This is a genomic window from Algibacter mikhailovii, from assembly GCF_014651495.1.
GTDB classification, from domain to species: domain Bacteria; phylum Bacteroidota; class Bacteroidia; order Flavobacteriales; family Flavobacteriaceae; genus Algibacter_E; species Algibacter_E mikhailovii.
Map to the genome: position 1 here is coordinate 270,494 of NZ_BMWZ01000002.1, position 20,924 is coordinate 291,417.

Genomic DNA, 20,924 nt, shown 5'->3' on the forward strand with positions numbered 1-20,924 from the left:
TGTTATTTAAAAGTTGCACAAAAATAATCATTTTATTTATCTGACGAAATATACACCTGTAAATTTTAACCTATGATAAATGTCAGTTTCACTGTATTTTATAAGGTAAACTCCTCATAATTACATTTGGATAATTGATATTATCTCACAAAATATAAAAACAGGAAGAGGTAAACCCAAAGTATATCAATAAAATGCCAAAAAGTTGCTGCCAATTCAAACCCTAACATGTTTGTTGCCGTATACTTCTGTTTAAAATGATTATAAATTACAACTAAAAGACAAATAAGCCCAACTACAACATGGAGAACATGAACAACGGCAATTAAATAGATATAAGACATCGTCACATTACTAGTGGGTCCAGTAAAGTTATAGCCTAAATTGATTATTTGTTGAAAGCCCGCAAATTGATTATAAATAAAAACCAACCCTAAAATAAAAGTCAATATCAACCAGAGTGTCGTGGCCTTATAATTTGAAGCTTTCAGCGCCTTTTTTGCCAGTAAAAAACTTATACTACTAATAACAATAACTACCGTGCTTATGATAAACGCGTTTGGCAACTGAAAATCCTTTAACCAATCAGGCCTTGAACTACTCACTACAAAAGCACTAGTCCAACCTGCAAAAGACATCACTAAAGAAATAATACCAAACCAAAGCATCATTTTTTTTGCTCTGCCGTTTTTTTCTTCCTTTGTTCCTTGAGTTAAATCCATGATTATCTTATAAATTTATCTATAACGTACACTATCTGTACCAATGTTATATACGAAACGCTAACAAGCATCAATTGCCGAGCAGCCTTTTCAGTCATTACTTTAAACAGTCTTATTGCATAATGCAACATACCCAAGCCCAGCACAAAAACAACGCCTGCAGCAATAATAGATAACTGTAATTTTCCTGTAAATCCAAAAACTGGGATAATAGACACGATCAATGTCCAAATGGAATACATAATAATTTGTACTGCAGTACCTCTATCTTGTTTCCCTGTAGGCAGCATAAAAAAACCACCTTTTTTATAATCGTCAAATAAAAACCAACCAATAGCCCAAAAATGAGGGAATTGCCAGAAAAACTGTAAAGCAAATAATGTCCCCGGTTCGATTCCAAAATCATTCGTGGCAGCCACCCAACCCAACATAAAAGGAATAGCCCCCGGAATAGCACCAACAAAAACAGCAAGAGGCGTCTTTGTTTTTAAAGGTGTATAGGCACAAGTGTATAAGAATATTGAGATAGCACCAAACATAGCCGTTTGCTTATTGATGGTGTACAAAATTATAATGCCTAGTAGCGTAAAAACCGATGCAATAATAAAAGCAGTATTGACAGACATACGCCCTGAAGGAATTGGTCTATTTCTAGTTCTACTCATTAAAGCATCTAAATCTTTTTCAATAATTTGATTAAATGCATTTGAAGCACCTACCATAAAATACCCCCCTAAGGCTAAAAGGGCCAAAACTTTAAAATCAATAACATCCACACCCAATAAATAACCTGCAAGTGATGAAAACACAACACTTAAAGATAAGCGCATTTTAGTGATTTCCTTAAAATCTGAAATCACAGAAGGTGTTGCTAATGAAGAATTTGCGTTACTCAATGTTGTTTTTCCTTAAAGGCTTTTATATTGCGAGTGCAAAGATACTCTATAAAAGCATTTTAGCAATACGATTAAAGCAAAAAACTAACATCAAAGAAAAACCTGATTATTAAAAATCAAAATACCAATTAAAGAGGTCATTTCTAACGCCAAAACTTATCCAGGTCGTACTGTTTTTAAAGGTCGTTGCTGTATTTGCTTCCGGATTAAAATCCCGATACGTGAAATCAGCAAAAATCTTCAAATTAGACGCCGGATTTACCAAATAACCAGCCTGTAGGTTTCCATTGAAAATATTGGTAGTAATACCTTGACCTACCTTAACTCCAGTATCATAGGGTCTATCATTATAATCTCTATAAATATCTCCTCCGTAGCTATAATTATCAGTACCGTCATTAAAGTCAAAGCCTTTAACCCCGTATATTAATTTTGCATTGGCATACCAGCGTTTATAATTATAACGACCAATTAAAATGGTCTCATGAAAATTTCCACCCCAAGAATGTGCTTTAGACTCATTAGCGTGTGCGTAATTTAACACAATGGTATTATGCGAATAAGTATATGGTCGTATTCTATTATATTCTAACTGAATCATGAGATTATCCACTTTAAAAGCATTGAAATACTTAACACCAAGCTGGTAAGCAAATTTATTCTTCCAACTTTGTTCTCCAGCCTTTACATCACTTAAAGAGAATTCATCCAAAACAAATTGCCCATATAAATTAATGTTGTCATTCCATTTGTACTTGGCCGTAGCTCCTAGAATAGCATTTCCTGATCCTTGTCCGTTTTGAAACTCAACAGCCCTGTAAAAAATTATGGGATTTAAATAGCTGATATCAAAACCTCTATTATTTGAGTTTTCCCAAATAACAGTTTCAAATAAACCAATATTTACACGCTTTGAGACATTCCAACTCAAATAGTGATTCGCCATATATTTTGTTAGAAAGGCTTTGTCTTGTTCCACTTCTGGTCTAACATCTTTTAACCACATCCAGGTATTGGTATATTTTATTTTCCAGAATTTGGTATTTATTTTAAAAAAAGGATGCGGACTCGCTATATCACTTAATACTAATGACCTATAGCCATCACCGATAAATGTTTTGCCTTGACCAAATTGAAAATTAAAATATTTTGAAGGGGTAAAAGACAAATAAGCCTCAGCTACAGGATAATCATAAGCATCGGTTTTAAATCGCTTACCAATACCCCGTCCAGGAACAATTGCTGGATCTGGTCCAAATCCTTTTAAACTTTCGGCATATCGATTAACATAATCTGCAAAGCGCCCTTGACTTTCTAAAAAAGTAGTGTAAAAGTTAAAGCTTTTTCCCAGACCACCTTGCACCACAATTCCTCTGGTATTATTAAACGTGCTATTAAAATCTGCATCAGTATCCTTACCCACTTGTAAATCAAAAATGGGATCGATTGTAAACCAATAATCCTTTCCTTGTAATTCAACTAAATGCTCATTCCATAACTTCCTTCCTCCCCATGATTTTTTTTCTTTATGAAGCGCCTTTTTTTCAGCATTAAAATCATAATATTGAGACACCTCTGCATAGGAAAAAGGTTTAGAGCCAGTATGACTATTTGCGCCCACCACATTCATAGCCCTTCCAAATCTATCATATTCACTATGAACAAAAGGTATATTCAACTGACTGGTATATTCCTTATTTTCAAAAAGTCTTCTATCTGCAATAACACTATCAAATTCTCTTGCCGCCTGCTCTTCTAATTTGGTTTTCTTATTAACCTCAGCCAAATCTTGTGTGCTAACAGATTGATTTACCAATGGAATTTTTATGGGTATAGAATACTGTTTAAATGTTTTTCTAGAATTGTAAGTCGCTGGCTTTACCTTTGGCATTTCAGCAAAAACTCGAATGGCTTCTTGCTTCAATTCTGGATAAATGGCATCGGCATAAATAACTCTAAACTGCCCTAAAGTATCCACTTCAAAAAGCACGATAACTTCGCCATTATAATTTTCATCATAAACACGCTTAGGGACTTTAAAGTTTGTATATATAAAATCAAACACACTTTTATCAAAACAAGCTTGTAATGAATCTATGGCCACCTTTTCACAGTTACTAAAAACGGGTGGTTTTTCATGCAGATATTTATCCTGCGCGAAAGCATTGTATTGAAAAACAAGTAGGAAGAACACAATGAATTGCTTCATGTTATAGGCTTAGATTTGATTTTGGGACGCAAGATACCATATTTTTTAGAATCCGAATTCAAACCCACCTCTTTGATATTAATTAATATATAGGAGCACCTCATTCATACCATCAAGAAAACAAAAATCGCTATCATAAAGCTAATAGCGATTTTAGAAAATTCTAAATATACGATTCAAAAGGTCCTATTATTGTACCTGAAAAATAATTGGTAAATTATAGATTACACCAACATTTCTATCCCTCTGTTTCCCAGGCGTCATTTCAGGTATATAATGAATTACCCGAATGGCTTCCTCATCTAGTTTGGGATGTGGCGATCTTGTCTTAATATCTGTGACTTTTCCTGTTTTATCAATTTTAAACTGTACATCAATTTTCTGTTTACCAGTTAAACCATAATTATTTGCAATATCACTGCCTTCAAATTTTTTCTGTATGAGTTTTGCTATTTTCTTTGACATACATTGCTTTCTAGCCGTATTATCTTTAGCTTTTTCACACCCTGGATAAACGGGTACTATTTCAACTCTATGAATTGGGATATTAACATCCTCATCTGGAGCACTAGGCAGGTCAGGAAGTGCATCTGGATGCAAAGGTGTTTCCTCTATTACAGGCTCAGAATCTTGCATTATTGGTAGCTGTTCTTCAGCATCATCAGGGATGACTTCAAACTGAATAGATTTTTTGACTTTTTTTTGTGGTTTAACAGTCTCTTTTGATGGCATTTTTTCCTTGAGAAGAGGAATATGAACTACATAGGCTGGCTCTATCTCTAAAGGAGGAGCGACCTCAGGGACGTCCGTCTGAAACTTCATTTCTAACAAACCAAATGTAGCCAGCAAACACACTATCAAGCCCACTTGAAAATAAAGGGTCGAGTTTTTTTGTAAATTTGCTTCATGCTTTTGTGTTTTTTTCACGACGTGCTCATTTTGCCGAATGAGGTCGTGAGTTTTCTTTTGATTACTCATAATAATAGATTTAATGTTAATATTATGGTAAAAACACAATAAGCATACCAAAAAAGAAATCCCGTTACATTACTGTAACGGGATTTTATTTTTGATCCTTAGTCTAAACTAAGATATCTTATGTCTCGATCCTATTTAATCTTGAACTTGGAAAATAATTGGTAAAGAATATGGCACGTTTACCGGCTTTCCTCTTTGTTTACCCGGCTTCATTTTTGGCAACAATCCAATAACGCGGGCTGCTTCTTTTTCTAATCCTGGATGTGGTGCTCTTGCACGAATACCAGTAATAGAACCTGTTTTGTCAATTTTAAATATTACGTTAATACGCTGTCTTCCAGACAAACCTAAATCACTAGCTAACTCCGTATTAAATTTCTTATTTACAAACTGTGATATCTTTTTAGACATACAGTTTCTTTTATCTGTATTGCTTCCTTTTTCACAACCTGGGAAAATTGGCACATTTTCAATAACTGAGAAAGGAACATCAATATCTTCTTCCACTTCTTCCACTTCTACTTCTTCCACCTCAACGATTTCAGTTTCCTGATCAACCTCTGTAGACTCGATTACCGTTTCTTCAATCTCTACCTCATCTTCAACAACCTCAATAACTTCAGGTGCTGCTGGTGGTGGCGGTGGTGGCGGTGGTGTTTGTATTTGTTCAGTTAATGGAATATCCTCTTCTAACTCTTCCTCCATATTAACCATACCTATGTCAATATCTGATTTATCGTATGTTTTGAAGTTTATAGCGTAATTGGTTAGGAATAGCATAAGCGCTAAACCAATGGCAAAGAAAAGTGAACTGTTACGTCCAACATTTGCTTTAGGATTTTTTTTAGGTTCCATAATTTAATTCGTTTATCAAAGATTGCTAAAATAACTATTTATTTATCAAAAAAACAAGTGTTCAAGTGTTTTTAACGCTGAAACTATTTTTAAAAAACAATATTAATGATGCAAGCATAACTCCAAGGGTATTTGCTAAAATATCATAAACATCTAATTCTCTATAATCGGTCATCGTATGCTGTAATACCTCAATAATTATACCAAATAGTATTGCAAAAATTATAACAGAAACAAAAGCTGATTTTTTTCGCACATTAAGGGTCCATGCGCATACTGCAAACCAAAACAAAGTTAGTAAAGCGTATGCTAAGCAGTGAAAAATTTTATCGGCAAACGAAATACCTCCATCAGGGAGATTATTCAGTCGTACTAAACTTAATGTTGCTAATACTATTGTATAACCTATAGCACTAATCAGTATAAGTTTTTTAAGCACCTATTAGGGTTTTATAATCTTCATCAGACATTAACCCATCAATTTGAGATAAATCTGAACATTTAATCTTAATCATCCAACCTGCGTTATACGGGTCTGAATTTACACTTTCAGGTTCATCCTCCAAAGCTTCATTAAATTCAATAATTTCACCAGATAAAGGCAAGAACAAATCAGAAACCGTTTTAACCGCTTCTACAGATCCAAAAATCTCATCTGCTTCCAATGTTTCATCAAGTGTTTCCACCTCTACATATACAATATCACCCAATTCGCTTTGCGCAAAATCAGTTATACCCACTGTAGCAATATCACCATCTATCTTAACCCATTCGTGGTCTTTTGTATACTTTAATTCTGAAGGAATATTCATTTCGTTATTTTTAAAAGTGTTAATTACACAAATGTATTTATTCAAAACATAAATTCAAAAACAAACCCTACAATTAACATCAAGTCTTTTAAAAAAAGCTATCCACTTCGCACTCCTTAATACCTATAGGATTATTAGAACCAGCTTGAAGAAAAATATGTTTATAAAGTTATAATTTCTGTTACCTCAATTAATTTCCGAAATTATAGCGTATTGTAAATCCAGATCTTAGTGTTGTTTGAGGGAAAGCCGTTGAAATAGCATAATCTGAAAACGTGTAATCTAGATAAAAAATACCGGTTAAATTTCTGCTGAAAGCATAATCGGCTGAGTATTTAAGCCCCCAAATGGTCTGTCCAGATGTTATTTGGTTGTTATCTAAATCTAAATATCTTATTATCGTTTTATTATCTCTAACCGAAACATCTGCTTTCATATTCAAATCACTTATTATACGCTTTGAAGGCCCAGCCAATTTTGAGCGTATTCTAAGATCTTTAATTCTATACCCCAATCCTACAATATATTCATTCCCTTTAACTTCGGTCATTAAATTATTATCAAAACTTAACGACATCAATCTATCCTTCTTAATTTCAGCAAGCACTCTAACAGAGTTTTTCATTTCGAAATCAATGCGTACTAATGGACTGAACATTTCCGTTAAATTGACATTAGTATACAATAGTTCATTTTTATAATTACCCGATTGATCTTTTGCCGCATCACTTTGTTGATCATATGGTAAACCCGGAATAGGGTATTCTTGATCGTCGGGGTTCAAATTCAAATTTAAATTAGTTGTAAACTGATTAATGGTATACACAGAACGATAACCATGTGTTAATGAAAACCGTCTAAAATTCTTTTTAAACCAACCAATTTTCATCAAACCTGTATACTTCAAATCCCAGTTAGGAATAGCAACATCTCTAAATGCTCTAGTCGTAATTTTATCAGCACTTTTACCTTGGTAGGCTGCCAAAAATGAAGGTAATAGTACTTTTTGGTTGTTTTTACCAAACCCTAATGGATACCCTTCTTCATCTCTATCAAAATTATCATTTCCGTAAAAATCTCTTGCCAATCGATTGGCTATAGTCAATCGATTTGATCTAAAATCTTCAAAAGCCTGAGAATTGACTTCATCACTTTTTTGAAATGCCGTTGATATTAAAAGTGTTGAGATATTAAAATTACCAAAAGTATTTGGCGTCAGCGATTGATATTGGAGGTTATCTTCTGGGCCATCTACAATATAGTTTTCTGCATAATTTTCAAGATACGATCTATTGGCCACCACATCAATTTTTAAATCACGCGTAGGCTGCAAACTAGCAGACATATCTAATTGCTTAGTATTGGTAGTTGTATATTGTTGATTAAATTCTGGAAATCTTGTTAACCAACCTCGTCTTGCTGCTTCAAACCTCACATCCCTTTGACCTCCAAATGTAAATCCTAAAGATGGCTTCAGCGTTCCAATAAAACCAGGTGTTTGCTGATATCCCGGTAAAAATGTTCCACTATTCTCGGAATAGTTGACTTGTACTCTTTTAATGGACGTTAGAATATCAATACCTACATTTAAAATCTTTGATCCTGCTTGACTTTTTGGCTTAGCATCTGATGATTCGGCTGGATCCACACCTGTTCTCGCATTACTTCTTGCTCTACTAATAGGCTTTTTGGTTAAACCGATGTATCTATACAATCGATTCATATCCAAAGAGGTGTTTAAATTATGAACATTAGAGTTTTGAATAGTATTACCCAAGTCATAACGCCTGCCATCCAATTCAATATCACCGTATAAATCAGACCCTTTTTGCCATAAAAAGGTACCCGTATATTGATAGGTAGCATCAATAAAACTAAATGTTGGTATTTTGTTAAGTGGTATTTGATAGGTTAACCCAAAATTTTGTGTTTGTCTATTAGGATCTCCAAAATCCATCAAACCATCCCAAATATCTAAGGTTTGATCTTGCTCTCCGGCTATCAAGTCATTATCCACAAAATAATTTCTAACAATATTACTATTTGCCGCAGTGAAGTTAATTTGTAATGACTTTGTTAAATTATAATTAATGGCATACTGGAAATCAAAAGTATAATTTCTTCTAAACAATTCTTCTATGGCAATATTTTCCCCAGTTAAATCAACTTCTCTAAACTTTTGTCTATTGAATTGTCTATTTAAGTCTGTATTTATTGTAAAACTTGCCGGCATCAAATTAAGATTGAAATCCTTTAATATTTTCCAATATCTATTCATAAATATAGAATCGTTCTTGGCAAAGGGTTCCACCTCAACAGGATTAAAATTATGAGCATAATTGGCGCCTAGGCGTAATCTTTTATCTTCGGAGTTTTCAATTTCAAAATCTCGATGTTCCACCTTGTTATAGGAGTAATTTAGCGTAAAATTCTCTACATCATAAAAACGCGGTTTCTTATCGGTCGTTCTAATTTTTCTAACACCTATAAAATTGATACTTTGCCTTTTTGTATAATCCTCTGATTGCTCTTTGACCGCATCTTTTTCAGCTTGTGTATCGGCTGCTTCAATTCTTGAATCTAAAGTCAAATCCTTATAAAACTGATCATATTTGGGCGTAATAAGCTCTTCGCCTTGCCCGTAGTTAAATGGTAATTGTACACCCCATTTTTTAGGTAGTAACTGTCCAATATTTACATTAGTCACCACATTATATTGCTGCACATCTTCTAATGCTCTCTGACTAGGGCCTTGTTCTAACGAACCAAAACCAGAAGTGCTTTGGCTCCCGGTAGCACTAATATTAGCAAAATCAGCAATATTAGTATCCATACTTACCACAGCTGCCCAACCACCTTCATTATCCAATTCAGATAAGCGTAATTCGTTAAACCAAACCTCAGCACAAAGCTCTTTTCCGGTAGTTGCATTTTTAACCCCCATCATAAGGCTTCTTACATCGCCATAATTAGGATTACCTTTTATGGCAACACGATGCTGTCCTGCAACATAGCCTGAGAAAGGATCTGTAACTTTTATCACTTCACCATTTATAACATCATAAAAGGTAGGATCATCATTACCTAATGACATATCTGATATGCCTTCAGCCTTAATTTTTCCTAATATTTCTATTGGTAAGTTGATTTCATTTTCCACTGGCCAAAGACCTTCTCTAGATGTAGAAGTTGACACCTGTAAAGGCAATTCTATTTGATAAAAGTTATCTACCAAGTCATTACCAATACGTATAAATCCAACTAAATCATCATCATTTAGATTACCAGACACTTTATCTTGATCTTCCGCGTGCATAAACATACGCATACGTTTATATTGACGCATGTCAAGGCTAATATTCTTATAAACACCTCTTGAATCTCTTGGTTCTAAATCACAAACCTTAACCACTAAAGATTGCTCATTCTGACGTACCACCGTATTATTGTTAAACAAGCGTTCAGGTTCTATACCAGGTGGACTTTGATATCTTCCTTCATTTTCTAAAGTACCAATAACACCCACTGCAAACTCGACAGTATCATCAAAAGGAGGCGCTTGATTATCTAAAGGCGCTGTAAAACGTCTCCAATCACTTCTTACTAAATCTAATGTTCCAAACCTAAACACTGTTGGCTCCACAAAATCTTTAACATACATTCTAGTGAATCGAACCGATCTCAAATCTGAAATTCCACCTACAGCCTTGGCATGATCTCCTTGTACAGGAACCCTAAATTGATACCATCTTACATTTAACTGATCGCCATTAGGTACTTCACGTGGTCTTTCCTTATAGTCTCTTAAAAATTGTTTAAGTGGGTTACTATCAGGCATGTTTTCAAAATCAGCAACACTTGTAGGTAGGTTTTGCCTATTTACATCCAATTCATACTCATAATAGCTATCAATAGTATTCATGGTATTATCTCGATTCAAATCCTCTACATCTGGCTGGGTGTTAGCCCCTCTATCTGTATTTGAAAATGAATCCGGTGTATTACCTTCTACGCCATTGTACTTTCTATAACGTTCAAAAATCCCACCATCAGTATTTAAAAAGTACGTGTAATTATCATTTGCTGGATCTTCACCAAAGTTGGCGCCAAAAACAGTAGCTTCATCTGCATCATTATAACCATCATAACCAACATCTTGATTGGTACGTTCTTCTCCAGTGGTATCAAAAGCATATATTAATGATTGGTTTTGCGGTGTTACAGTCCCCCAAACTGTTGGTTGCAGTAAAGAAATATCACCATCTTTTGGCAAACCATTTTCATAGAGCTTTTTGCCATCTTTAATAACATCTTCTGAAATATTACCAAGATTAAATACTAGCTTCCCGCCAGGGTTATTAGGATTGTCTTGAAATGGATCCTGCAACCAAAAATCTATATACTCAACATTTTGCTGTTCAAAATCTGTTGATGTTAATTGCCTAGTAATACCCGCCCAACTATCTTGAGGGTTATTAATTACACCACTCGCCGTTGCTGGGTCAAAATTATAAGGCCCACGTTCATCTGGATAATAGGCCAAATCTAAGGTAAACAACACTGAGTTTTGTCCCTGTACTAAATCTCTATTCGGAAATAATTCATTAATAAAAACACGGCTATTATATAAACCAGAAAGATCTTCATCTGTTATACCATCCGGACGCTGACTACTATAAAATATAGGGTCAATGGAGTACCAGTTTAACATCGCTCTCTGGAAACCATTCTGAATACCATTTTCATCCTCATTAGGATTGCTCTGAACATTTAAATCCAAAGGTCTACTTGACAAAAACCAAGATTGCTGCGATTTTAAATCAATACCATTTTGCGAACCTTCAAAATCATCAATATAGGATGTTGCTTCTCCATTTAAATCGGTTCCTTTAGGAGCTCCTGGCGCTAAGTAAGCAAATTCACCTCGAATAGATAAATTAGATTCTACATCTGTATCAATATTTGGCAATTTATTGGCTAACCTTGTTAAAAATGGCACTTTTGTAGCATAATTACCATTCACGCCAAAAATAGAGTTGTTTATAGATTCTGTTCCATAATTGGCTTTTTGAGTCACTGGTCTTTCATTAAGATTTAAGAACGTGGCCCCCAATAAAAAGTTGTCATTAAATTTATGCTCCACATTTAACCCTGTGAATCGTCTAGTCTGTTGTCCAAAAACAGCATTGTTTTCGGTAGACACTTCAATGGGTGTATTTGATGCCTTTAAAGCGGCATCTAGAATTTGCACACGACCCAACTGGTAATTAACGGTATAATCAATACCCTCAACTAAAACACGCCCTCCGGCAGTAACTCTAACGGACCCCCTAGGCACATTAAACGAGCCTATAGGAATACCGTCACCCCCACTAGCCTTGTAGCGTCCTTTTAATTTAAATTTATTCTTTTCAACTGCATCTAATGCTGCTGTTTTAGTACTCTTATAAAGTACATCATATACATACTTTGCCTGATCATCATTATATGAAAGTTCATCATCATAATCTCCTCCCCCTAACACATTAAATAAATATTCCCCAAAAGGTTCAGCACTGGTGAATACTATCTTTCCATTTTGAGGAATCACCGTAATCCCAGGAACAAAATCAAAAAAACCATCCCCTCTAGTTTGTGGGTCATTATTGTAATTCAATTTATCTAAATTGAATACTCTTAATAATGGGGTATTTTGAATCAAATCTTTTTCATCTGTATTTGGTCCCACAGGATTCCCATTAATATCCAGAGGAAAACTATCACCATTTACAGGTCTTATAAAGTTTAACGGTGAAGCTTCATTATAAAACACATTAAGCTTAAAATCTTCTTGAGACAAATTATAAGCACCTGTATCATAGATATTCTTCATCATTAAATCCCAAACAGGTAAATCAACATCAGTAACGCTACTCTTAAGCATTTTCAATATTAAATTGGAATTGACAACTGAAATAACATCGCCATCTGGATTTGTTTCAACATCTGTGGCATCAACCCCGTCATTTGCAAATTCACCCACTTGATACACTTTACCCCCTAAAGTATATTGAAAGGCAACCGCCAGTAGCTCATCATTATTTAACCTTTGGTTTAATGAGATATAACCTAATTCCGTATTCAAGGTATATTCCTGTCCAACGCCAAGTTTTCTTGCGTTTTCCATTTTCCCATAATCAAAACCTTCATTAACATTCGGAACCAAAATACCTGCTTGAACCGTAGAAATATCTCTAACTGCCTCTGTTAATTGAGAATCAGCATTCCCAATAATAGTAGGATCATAAGCGTTATTAGCGTTGTTTGGTAACTCTGTTGCCCCAGGCAAAACATTTACCGCAGAACCCAATTTATCTCGCTCACCTAAATCTTGTAAAGCGACAATATTTCTTACATTTTCTGTTCTATTATTTCTATTTGTAACCCAAACCTCTAATCGCGTAATCTGCAAACCTCTGTTATTTATAAACGGATAGTTTTTTAAAGACTCATCATAAGTATCTCTAAAGTATTGGGCTAAGAAAAAGTGCCTATTTTCATCATATTCTCTAATAAAAAAATCAAATTCTTCAACTGTTCCCCCGCCTTGAGCAACAACCGTATTTGACTGTGATTTCTGCTCAGAAAAAACCCCTGTCACGGTGGTTTTACCAAATTGAAGTTGGGCTTTTACACCAAATAGACTTTGAGCTCCTGTAATTAAAGAGCTATTTAATGGCATACTTACGTTACCTACCTCAATTTTCTGTACAATATCATCTTCTGTTGGTGTATATTCTAACTTAATAAGGTTTTGAAAATCAAAAGTGGATTGCGTATCATAATTCGCATTAATCTGAAGTCTTGTTCCAACCTTACCAACTAAACTAAGACTGATACGTTGATCAAAATCAAAAGTAAAATTTGTTCTATTTCTGGGAGAAAATGCTGGATTATCCTGTTTTGAGTACAAAACGCCTAAATCCATTTCAACAGATCCTTGTGGTATCACCTCAATAGTATTACCACCAAAAATAGATTCAAATAAACCGGATTTCACATAAAACTCAGGCAATAAATTTTTTCTTGCATCTTCAGCCCCTTCTTTTTTTCCATCAAAAGCATCTATTTTTTCTTTATAATAAAGCCTTTGATTCTCTTGTGCCACTAACGCATAATATTCCTTGGGGGATAAAATAACAGGATAATTAATGTTAAAACCACCTATGGATTCTGTATAAATATATCGATCTGTAATAGGGTCATACCTGTATTTTGACTCTATACTGTTTGGGTTTGGTGTTTTTAACCTTCCTAAATTATAACCTGTCCTAACCGAATCTTGCGGCGTTTGTTGCGACCAAGATGCTATAGAATAACAAAAAACGAAAACGATTAGCGCTATTCGTGTAATTGCTATTTTAGATTTAAGGTTAGTTAAGTTCAAAATATATTATAAATTTTTTAAAGCCTGCTTTATGATGGTTTCAACATCAGCATCTGGCTGCGCTATCATAATCTTATCCACAACTCGTTCAGCTTGTTTTTTAACAAAACCAAGAACTTCTAAAGCAGATAACGCTTCATCTTTATTGGTATTGCCTTGAGAAACCGAAACTTCATCAAGATCATAGATCTTCAAGATTTTATCTTTCAAATCAATAATAACACGTTGTGCCGTTTTAGCACCAATACCCTTTATAGATTGTATTAAAGCGACATCACTTGAGGCTATCCCTTCTCTAACTTGTTTTGGTGTTAATGATGATAACATGGTACGCGCAATACTAGCACCTATTCCACTAACCGATATGAGCAATCTAAAAATTTCACGTTCTGCTACAGATGCAAACCCATACAACGTATGAGAATCCTCCTTTACTTGCAAGTGCGTATATAATTTTAAGTGTTCACCATCTGGTATTTGAGAAAATGTATGTAGCGAAATATGGAGCATATACCCCACACCATTACAATCAATCACAACATGAGTGGGATTCTTTTCAGTAAGTTTTCCTTGAATGTGCGTTATCATGAATAGTTATTGGTTAACCGCCCAAATGTAATAAAATTATTTACAATCCATTCACTTACTTTTCAGCATTTTCCAAGTCAGTCTTTTCTTTGTATTGCGCATCTATTACGGCTATTGCCGTCATATTAACTATTTCATCTACACTAGCACCTAATTGTAAAATATGCACCGGTTTTTTCATCCCCAACATGATTGGTCCAATGGAGTCTGCTTCATGTAATTCTTTCAATAATTTATAGGTAATATTTGCCGAATCTAAATTTGGAAAAATTAAAGAGTTAACCTTCTTACCAACCAATTTAGAGAATGGGAACCTTTCACGTAACATCTCATCATTAAGGGCAAAATCAGTTTGTAACTCACCATCTACAAGTAAATCTGGATAATGACGATGTAAATACGCCACTGCTTCCCTAATTTTGGATGCGCGGTCATTATCTGAAGAACCAAAATTTGAATAAGATACCATCGCCATTACAGGAGTCATACCGAACATTTTGATTACCTGAGAGGTCATTTGTGCTATTTTCGCCAAGGTTTTAGAATCAGGATCTACATTTATAGAGGTATCACTTAAAAACATAGGACCTCGCTTGGTCATCATAATGTTTGTTGTTGCTGCTCTACTTACGCCATCAGCCAAACCTATAAGTTCTAACATAGGTTTTAATACAGTAGGATAATTATTTGAATATCCTGATATCAATCCATCGGCATCGCCTTGATTAACCATCATAGCAGCAAAATAATTTCTTTCTCGCATTAAGCGCTGCGCCGCATAATAGGTTACACCACGTCTTTTACGTTGCTGCCAATACACTTCAGCGTATCTATTTTTACAATCATTTTCCTCTTCTGTTTTAGGATCTCTTATTTCTATATCGGCATCAAAATCTATTTCAGCCATAAGTGCTTCAATAGTCTCTTTTCTTCCTAACAGAATGGGTATGGCAATTCCCTCTTCATATACAATTTGAGCTGCTTTTAACACATCCAATTGATCGGCTTCTGCAAAAACAATACGTTTAGGGTGAAGTTTAGCTCTATTCAACAACAACCTTACCAACTTATTATCAGAACCTAAACGTTCAAGCAACGTGTCTTTATATTTTTCCCAATCAAGAATTTGTTTTTTAGCAACGCCACTATCAATAGCCGCTTTTGCCACGGCCGGAGGCACTTCTGCTATTAAACGTGGATCAAAAGGCTTTGGAATTATATAATCTCTTCCAAAGGTTAAACGTGTTTCACCATAAGCCACATTAACCTGCTCAGGAACTGGCTCTTTGGCCAATTTAGCCAGCGCCTTTACCGCTGCCATCTTCATTGCTTCATTAATTTTAGTCGCGCGAACATCTAAAGCGCCTCTAAAAATAAAAGGAAAACCAAGTACATTATTTACTTGGTTTGGATGGTCACTTCTACCAGTGGCCATAATAATATCCTTACGGGTTGCTATGGCGATATCGTATTTAATCTCAGGATCTGGGTTAGCCATGGCAAAAACAATGGGGTTCTTAGCCATAGCCAGCAACATTTCAGGTGATACAATATTAGCCATAGATAGGCCAATAAAAACATCGGCATCTTTCATGGCCTCATCCAGCGTATCTATTTTTCTATGCGTTGCAAATTCTGCTTTTTCTTTAGTAAGATTCTCTCTATCATCTCTAATAACACCTTTACTATCTAGCATTACCATGTTTTCTCGCTTAGCGCCACAGGCTTGATATAAACGCGAACATGAAATAGCGGCAGCTCCTGCTCCACTTATTACTATTTTAACTTCATCTATTTTTTTATCTGAGATTTCCACAGCATTTAATAACGCTGCGGCTGATATTATCGCTGTTCCGTGCTGATCATCATGCATGACCGGAATATCCAACTCTTCTTTTAAGCGTCTTTCAATTTCAAAAGCTTCAGGGGCCTTAATATCTTCAAGATTTATGCCGCCAAACGTAGGCGCAATCTTTTTTACGGTCTCGATAAACTCTTCAACATTTTCGGTATCAACCTCAATATCAAAAACATCTATATCAGCAAATATTTTAAACAACAATCCTTTACCTTCCATCACAGGCTTGGAAGCTTCAGGTCCTATATTTCCTAATCCTAAAACAGCTGTACCGTTTGAAATTACCGCAACAAGATTCCCTTTGGCCGTATATTTATAAACCGATTCAGTATCTTTTTCTATCTCTAAACAAGGTACCGCAACACCTGGAGAATATGCTAATGATAAATCTCTCTGACTTGCATATTTTTTAGTTGGAACAACTTTTATTTTACCGGGAGTTGGTTTTGCATGATAAATAAGGGCCTCTCTTCGTTTACTTTGTTCGCTCATATGGAATATAATTTGAAACTAACAAATATAAGAATCCTAACAAGGAAACGCTTATTCTTTTAAAAAATTGATGTTTCTTTTTAAACCTGTATACTTGGTTCTTTTTACTGCTGATTTTTTAAATACGGCAAGAAAGGTTTCTTCAGTAATTTCCTCCCAATCTTTCTTTGTCATCGATAAAAGTTCTGGATGCGGATTAAATAATGGCTCATTATGCGCTTTTGAGAATCGGTTCCATGGGCACACATCTTGACACACATCACAACCAAACATCCAATCGTCAAATTTCCCTTTAAATTCTGATGGGATATTTTCCTTAAGTTCAATGGTAAAATATGAAATACATTTACTGCCATCTACCACATAAGGTTCTGTGATTGCTTCCGTAGGACAGGCATCAATACATGCGGTGCACGTCCCACAATGATCAGTCACTGCTGAATCATATTCCAAGTCTAAATCAATGATAAGCTCAGCAATAAAATAAAAGGACCCCACTTGCTGGGTTATTAAATTACTATGTTTTCCAATCCATCCTAAACCAGATTTTGCCGCCCATGCTTTATCTAAAACAGGAGCTGAATCAACAAAGGCTCTACCATGTACCTCACCAATTTCTTCATTAATAAAGTGCAATAGCGATTTGAGCTTGTCTTTTATAACAAAATGATAATCGGTTCCGTAGGCGTATTTTGACAGTTTAAAACTATCTTGATTTTGTGTTTCTGATGGATAGTAATTGAGTAATAGCGAAATCACGCTTTTAGAATCGTCAACCAATTTTGTTGGATCAAGGCGTTTATCAAAATGATTTTCCATATACCTCATTTCGCCATGCATATTTTTATTTAGCCATTTTTCTAATCGAGGCGCCTCTTCTTCTAAAAATTGAGCTTTACTAATACCACAAGATAAAAAACCGAGGCGCTTTGCTTCGGTTTTTATTAATTGTGAATATTTAAATTTGTTTTCAATCATTAGAAAAACGGCTAAATAAAACCTTACAGTATTTAAAACAACCCACCTTGAACAGACCCTTTAATTCTCCCTAAATGTTTATAAGCCTGCTCTGTTACCTCACGCCCTCTTGGCGTACGCATGATAAAACCCTGTTGAATTAAAAAGGGTTCATAAACCTCTTCGATAGTTTCTGGACTTTCACTAACAGCCGTTGCAATAGTAGTAATACCAACGGGACCTCCCTTAAATTTATCTATGATGGTTGACAAAATTTTATTATCCATTTCATCCAATCCATGTGCATCTACATTTAAAGCTTCCAAAGCATATTTTGCAATTTTAATATCAATACTGCCGTTTCCCTTAATTTGAGCAAAATCTCTAACACGTCTTAGCAGTGCATTTGCAATTCTAGGTGTACCTCTGCTTCTGCCTGCGATTTCTATGGCAGCCTCCATGGATATTGGAACGTCTAAAATTGTAGCACTACGCTGAATGATTGTAGTTAGTAAATCTGTTTTATAATATTGAAGCCTACTCTGTATACCAAAGCGAGCACGCATTGGAGATGTTAATAATCCCGAACGTGTTGTTGCCCCAACCAGCGTAAATGGATTTAAATTGATTTGAACCGTCCTTGCATTAGGCCCAGTTTCAATCATGATATCAATTTTATAATCTTCCATGGCAGAATACAAATACTCTTCTACTATTGGACTCAAACGATGAATCTCATCAATAAAAAGCACATCGCGCTCATCAAGATTAGTCAGCAAGCCTGCCAAATCACCCGGTTTATCTAATACTGGTCCAGAGGTGACTTTTATTCCAACACTTAATTCATTTGCCAAAATATGGGCAAGCGTTGTTTTTCCAAGCCCTGGAGGCCCATGAAATAAGGTATGATCTAAAGCCTCAGTTCTTAGATTGGCTGCTTGAACAAATATTTGTAGATTTTCTAAAACCTGATCCTGACCTGTAAAATCATCAAAAGAAAGGGGTCTTAACTTTTTTTCAACGTCAACCTCTTCTGGAGAAAAATTATCATTTGTTGGATCTAGATTTTCATTCATATTACCATCCCGACAAAACCGGAATTATATTTATTTATTGCCTCAGTTCTCATGAAAGTGTATTCCAATAATTTCTGAAATGACACTAAGCAAATATAAACAAAAAGCCTTTCCTATATAGGAAAGGCTTTTAAATTAGAATAATTAGGTGTCTTAATTAATTTAAAATAGTGAACTCACAACGTCTATTCACATTATACTCTGATTCAGAACACATATTCTCTTTTACGCAGTTATTAAGTGGTTGCATTTCGCCATAACCAACACTACTTAGACGGCTTCTTTCTATGCCTTGACTTACCAAGTATTCCATGGTAGACGAAGCTCTCATTTTAGATAATTCTAAATTAAACTCAGCTCGACCTCGCGCATCAGTATGCGCCGACACTTCAACCTCCATATAAGGATATTTTTTCATCAAATCTACCAGTACATTTAAAGTGTTAGCAGCCCCTTCGTTTATTTTAGCACTACTAAAATTAAAATATATCTTATCCAATTTAACTTGTACTACTCCCTTTTTGTTTTCTTGAATACGCTCTTCAGCCGTTGTATAGGCCTGTAAAGCCAACTTGATATTTTGTTGCACCTTACCTTCTTTATCTGTTGAGAATTCAATATCTTCAGGAATATATGCCTTTTTTGTACCTCTAAACTTATACTTCTTATTAGGTTCAATTTTAAACATATAATAAGCATCATCACCTACAACCATTTCTGCTATAGATTCTCCGGATTCATCAAATAATTCTACTTTAGCGCCTACTAACAATTCATCGCTAATTTTATCCTGAATCACACCCTCTACAAGGTATTTAGACAAATCATTTCTTACCCTTTCAAAAGCAAATATCCTGTCAGAGCCCGTTCTATTCGAAGATACATTTCCTTTATTTTCCTTTTCCAAAACTGCGAATGAAAAATCATCTAAACCACTATTAATAGTACCTCCTAAATTTACTGGAGTGTCAAAATCACCATTAATACTATTACTTCTAAACACATCTAGACCGCCATAGCCCTGTTGTCCGTCTGATGAAAAATACAGCACATCGTACGCACTTATAAATGGGAACTGCTCCCTATTCTCAGTATTTATTAAATGGCCTAAATTCTCAGGTTCGCCAAATGTACCATCATCATTAATAGCCACTTTATATATATCAAACCCGCCTAAAGACCCTGGCATATCACTTGAAAAATATAATGTTTTCTCATCCTTGCTTAATGTTGGATGCACTGTACTATATAAATCTGATGTAAATGGGAGGGCTTCAATATTAGTCCAATCGCCCTCAATGAATTCAGCCCTATAGAGTTTAACTTGAGCAATTTTATCCTGACCTGTTTTTTTTCTTTTTTTACCTGTTCTATTAAAATACATAGTCATACCATCTTTGGTAAAAACGGCACTACTCTCGTGCATTTTTGTATTAATAGATTTTGGTAAAGGGACTATTTCTTTCAACACAGTATCATTCACAATACTAGCAGTATACAAATCTAAATACGGTAAATTATTCCAAACGTATGCTGATGCATCTGTATTCCTTGATGAAGAAAAAACTACTTTATCATTGAAATAGGACATCCCAAAATCACCAATAGGATTTTGAGTGTTTATCTCCTTTAATTTAAAATTATGCGGGGTACTCTTTTCAATAGATGCTAAAGAGTCAGATGTATTAAAGGTTTTATTGTAATGCCTGCTTAAATATTTATCAGCCTCTTCATAAGCACCTACGCCCTTTAGAGCTTGTGCAAATCGAAAATCACAGTCCTTATTTAATGAATCGCCATATTTTAAATAAAGTTCTCGATACGTTTTAGACGCCTTTTCAAAATTAGAATTATAATAATAACTGTCTCCCAAATTTTTGAGTACTTCTTGAGTATGCTCATTGGCCTCATAAACTTGAGCAGCCTCATAGTAGGCCTTCATATCAAAAAGTTTATTGGCGCGTTTGAGGGTGTTACTCTGAGCAAATATTAATCCCCCAAATAATAAAAGGCTTGCAAGTATGTATCTATTTTTTTTCATGCTTTCCTGTTTAT

The 20,924-nt window shown here is 34.9% G+C and carries 13 protein-coding genes; all 13 read right to left on the reverse strand.

Going from position 1 to position 20,924, the window contains the following annotated elements:
* Positions 1-140: 140 nt before the first annotated feature.
* The 13 genes from IE051_RS04620 to IE051_RS04680 all read right to left on the reverse strand — a co-directional run bounded on the left by IE051_RS04620 (position 141) and on the right by IE051_RS04680 (position 20,910).
* Complete coding sequence (locus IE051_RS04620; protein ID WP_189359606.1) at positions 141-722, reverse strand: cytochrome c oxidase subunit 3; 582 nt, start codon at positions 720-722, stop codon at positions 141-143.
* A gap of 2 nt (positions 723-724) precedes the next feature.
* A complete protein-coding gene (gene cyoE, locus IE051_RS04625; protein WP_189359607.1) occupies positions 725-1,618 on the reverse strand; it encodes a heme o synthase in 894 nt (297 codons plus the stop codon).
* Positions 1,619-1,727: 109 nt separating this feature from the next.
* Positions 1,728-3,827, reverse strand: a complete 2,100-nt coding sequence (gene remB, locus IE051_RS04630) for a gliding motility outer membrane protein RemB (protein ID WP_189359608.1) — start codon at positions 3,825-3,827, stop codon at positions 1,728-1,730.
* Between the two features lie 189 nt (positions 3,828-4,016).
* Positions 4,017-4,805, reverse strand: coding sequence for an energy transducer TonB (locus tag IE051_RS04635; protein ID WP_189359609.1), 789 nt, complete (start codon positions 4,803-4,805; stop codon positions 4,017-4,019).
* Between the two features lie 135 nt (positions 4,806-4,940).
* A complete protein-coding gene (locus IE051_RS04640) occupies positions 4,941-5,660 on the reverse strand; it encodes an energy transducer TonB (protein ID WP_189359610.1) in 720 nt (239 codons plus the stop codon).
* A 61-nt stretch (positions 5,661-5,721) separates the two neighbouring features.
* Positions 5,722-6,099, reverse strand: a complete 378-nt coding sequence (locus IE051_RS04645; RefSeq protein ID WP_189359611.1) for a VanZ family protein — start codon at positions 6,097-6,099, stop codon at positions 5,722-5,724.
* Positions 6,092-6,472 (reverse strand): glycine cleavage system protein GcvH, encoded by a 381-nt coding sequence (gcvH, locus tag IE051_RS04650; RefSeq protein WP_189359612.1) that lies wholly within the window; start codon positions 6,470-6,472, stop codon positions 6,092-6,094. The genes IE051_RS04645 and gcvH overlap by 8 nt, the downstream gene beginning before the upstream one ends.
* Positions 6,473-6,662: 190 nt before the next feature.
* Entirely contained in the window at positions 6,663-13,898 is a 7,236-nt protein-coding gene (gene sov / locus IE051_RS04655) for a T9SS outer membrane translocon Sov/SprA (RefSeq protein ID WP_189359613.1), read from the reverse strand.
* 6 nt (positions 13,899-13,904) lie between these two features.
* Entirely contained in the window at positions 13,905-14,486 is a 582-nt protein-coding gene (gene ruvA / locus IE051_RS04660; protein WP_189359614.1) for a Holliday junction branch migration protein RuvA, read from the reverse strand.
* 55 nt (positions 14,487-14,541) lie between these two features.
* Positions 14,542-16,836 carry an NADP-dependent malic enzyme gene (locus IE051_RS04665; RefSeq protein WP_189359615.1) on the reverse strand — a complete coding sequence of 765 codons (2,295 nt, stop codon included), beginning with the start codon at positions 16,834-16,836 and terminating at the stop codon, positions 14,542-14,544.
* Between the two features lie 51 nt (positions 16,837-16,887).
* A complete protein-coding gene (gene queG / locus IE051_RS04670; protein WP_189359616.1) occupies positions 16,888-17,814 on the reverse strand; it encodes a tRNA epoxyqueuosine(34) reductase QueG in 927 nt (308 codons plus the stop codon).
* Positions 17,815-17,846: 32 nt separating this feature from the next.
* Positions 17,847-18,869 carry a Holliday junction branch migration DNA helicase RuvB gene (gene ruvB, locus IE051_RS04675; RefSeq protein ID WP_189359617.1) on the reverse strand — a complete coding sequence of 341 codons (1,023 nt, stop codon included), beginning with the start codon at positions 18,867-18,869 and terminating at the stop codon, positions 17,847-17,849.
* 157 nt (positions 18,870-19,026) lie between these two features.
* Positions 19,027-20,910 carry an OmpA family protein gene (locus IE051_RS04680; protein ID WP_189359618.1) on the reverse strand — a complete coding sequence of 628 codons (1,884 nt, stop codon included), beginning with the start codon at positions 20,908-20,910 and terminating at the stop codon, positions 19,027-19,029.
* Between the last annotated feature and the right edge of the window lie 14 nt (positions 20,911-20,924).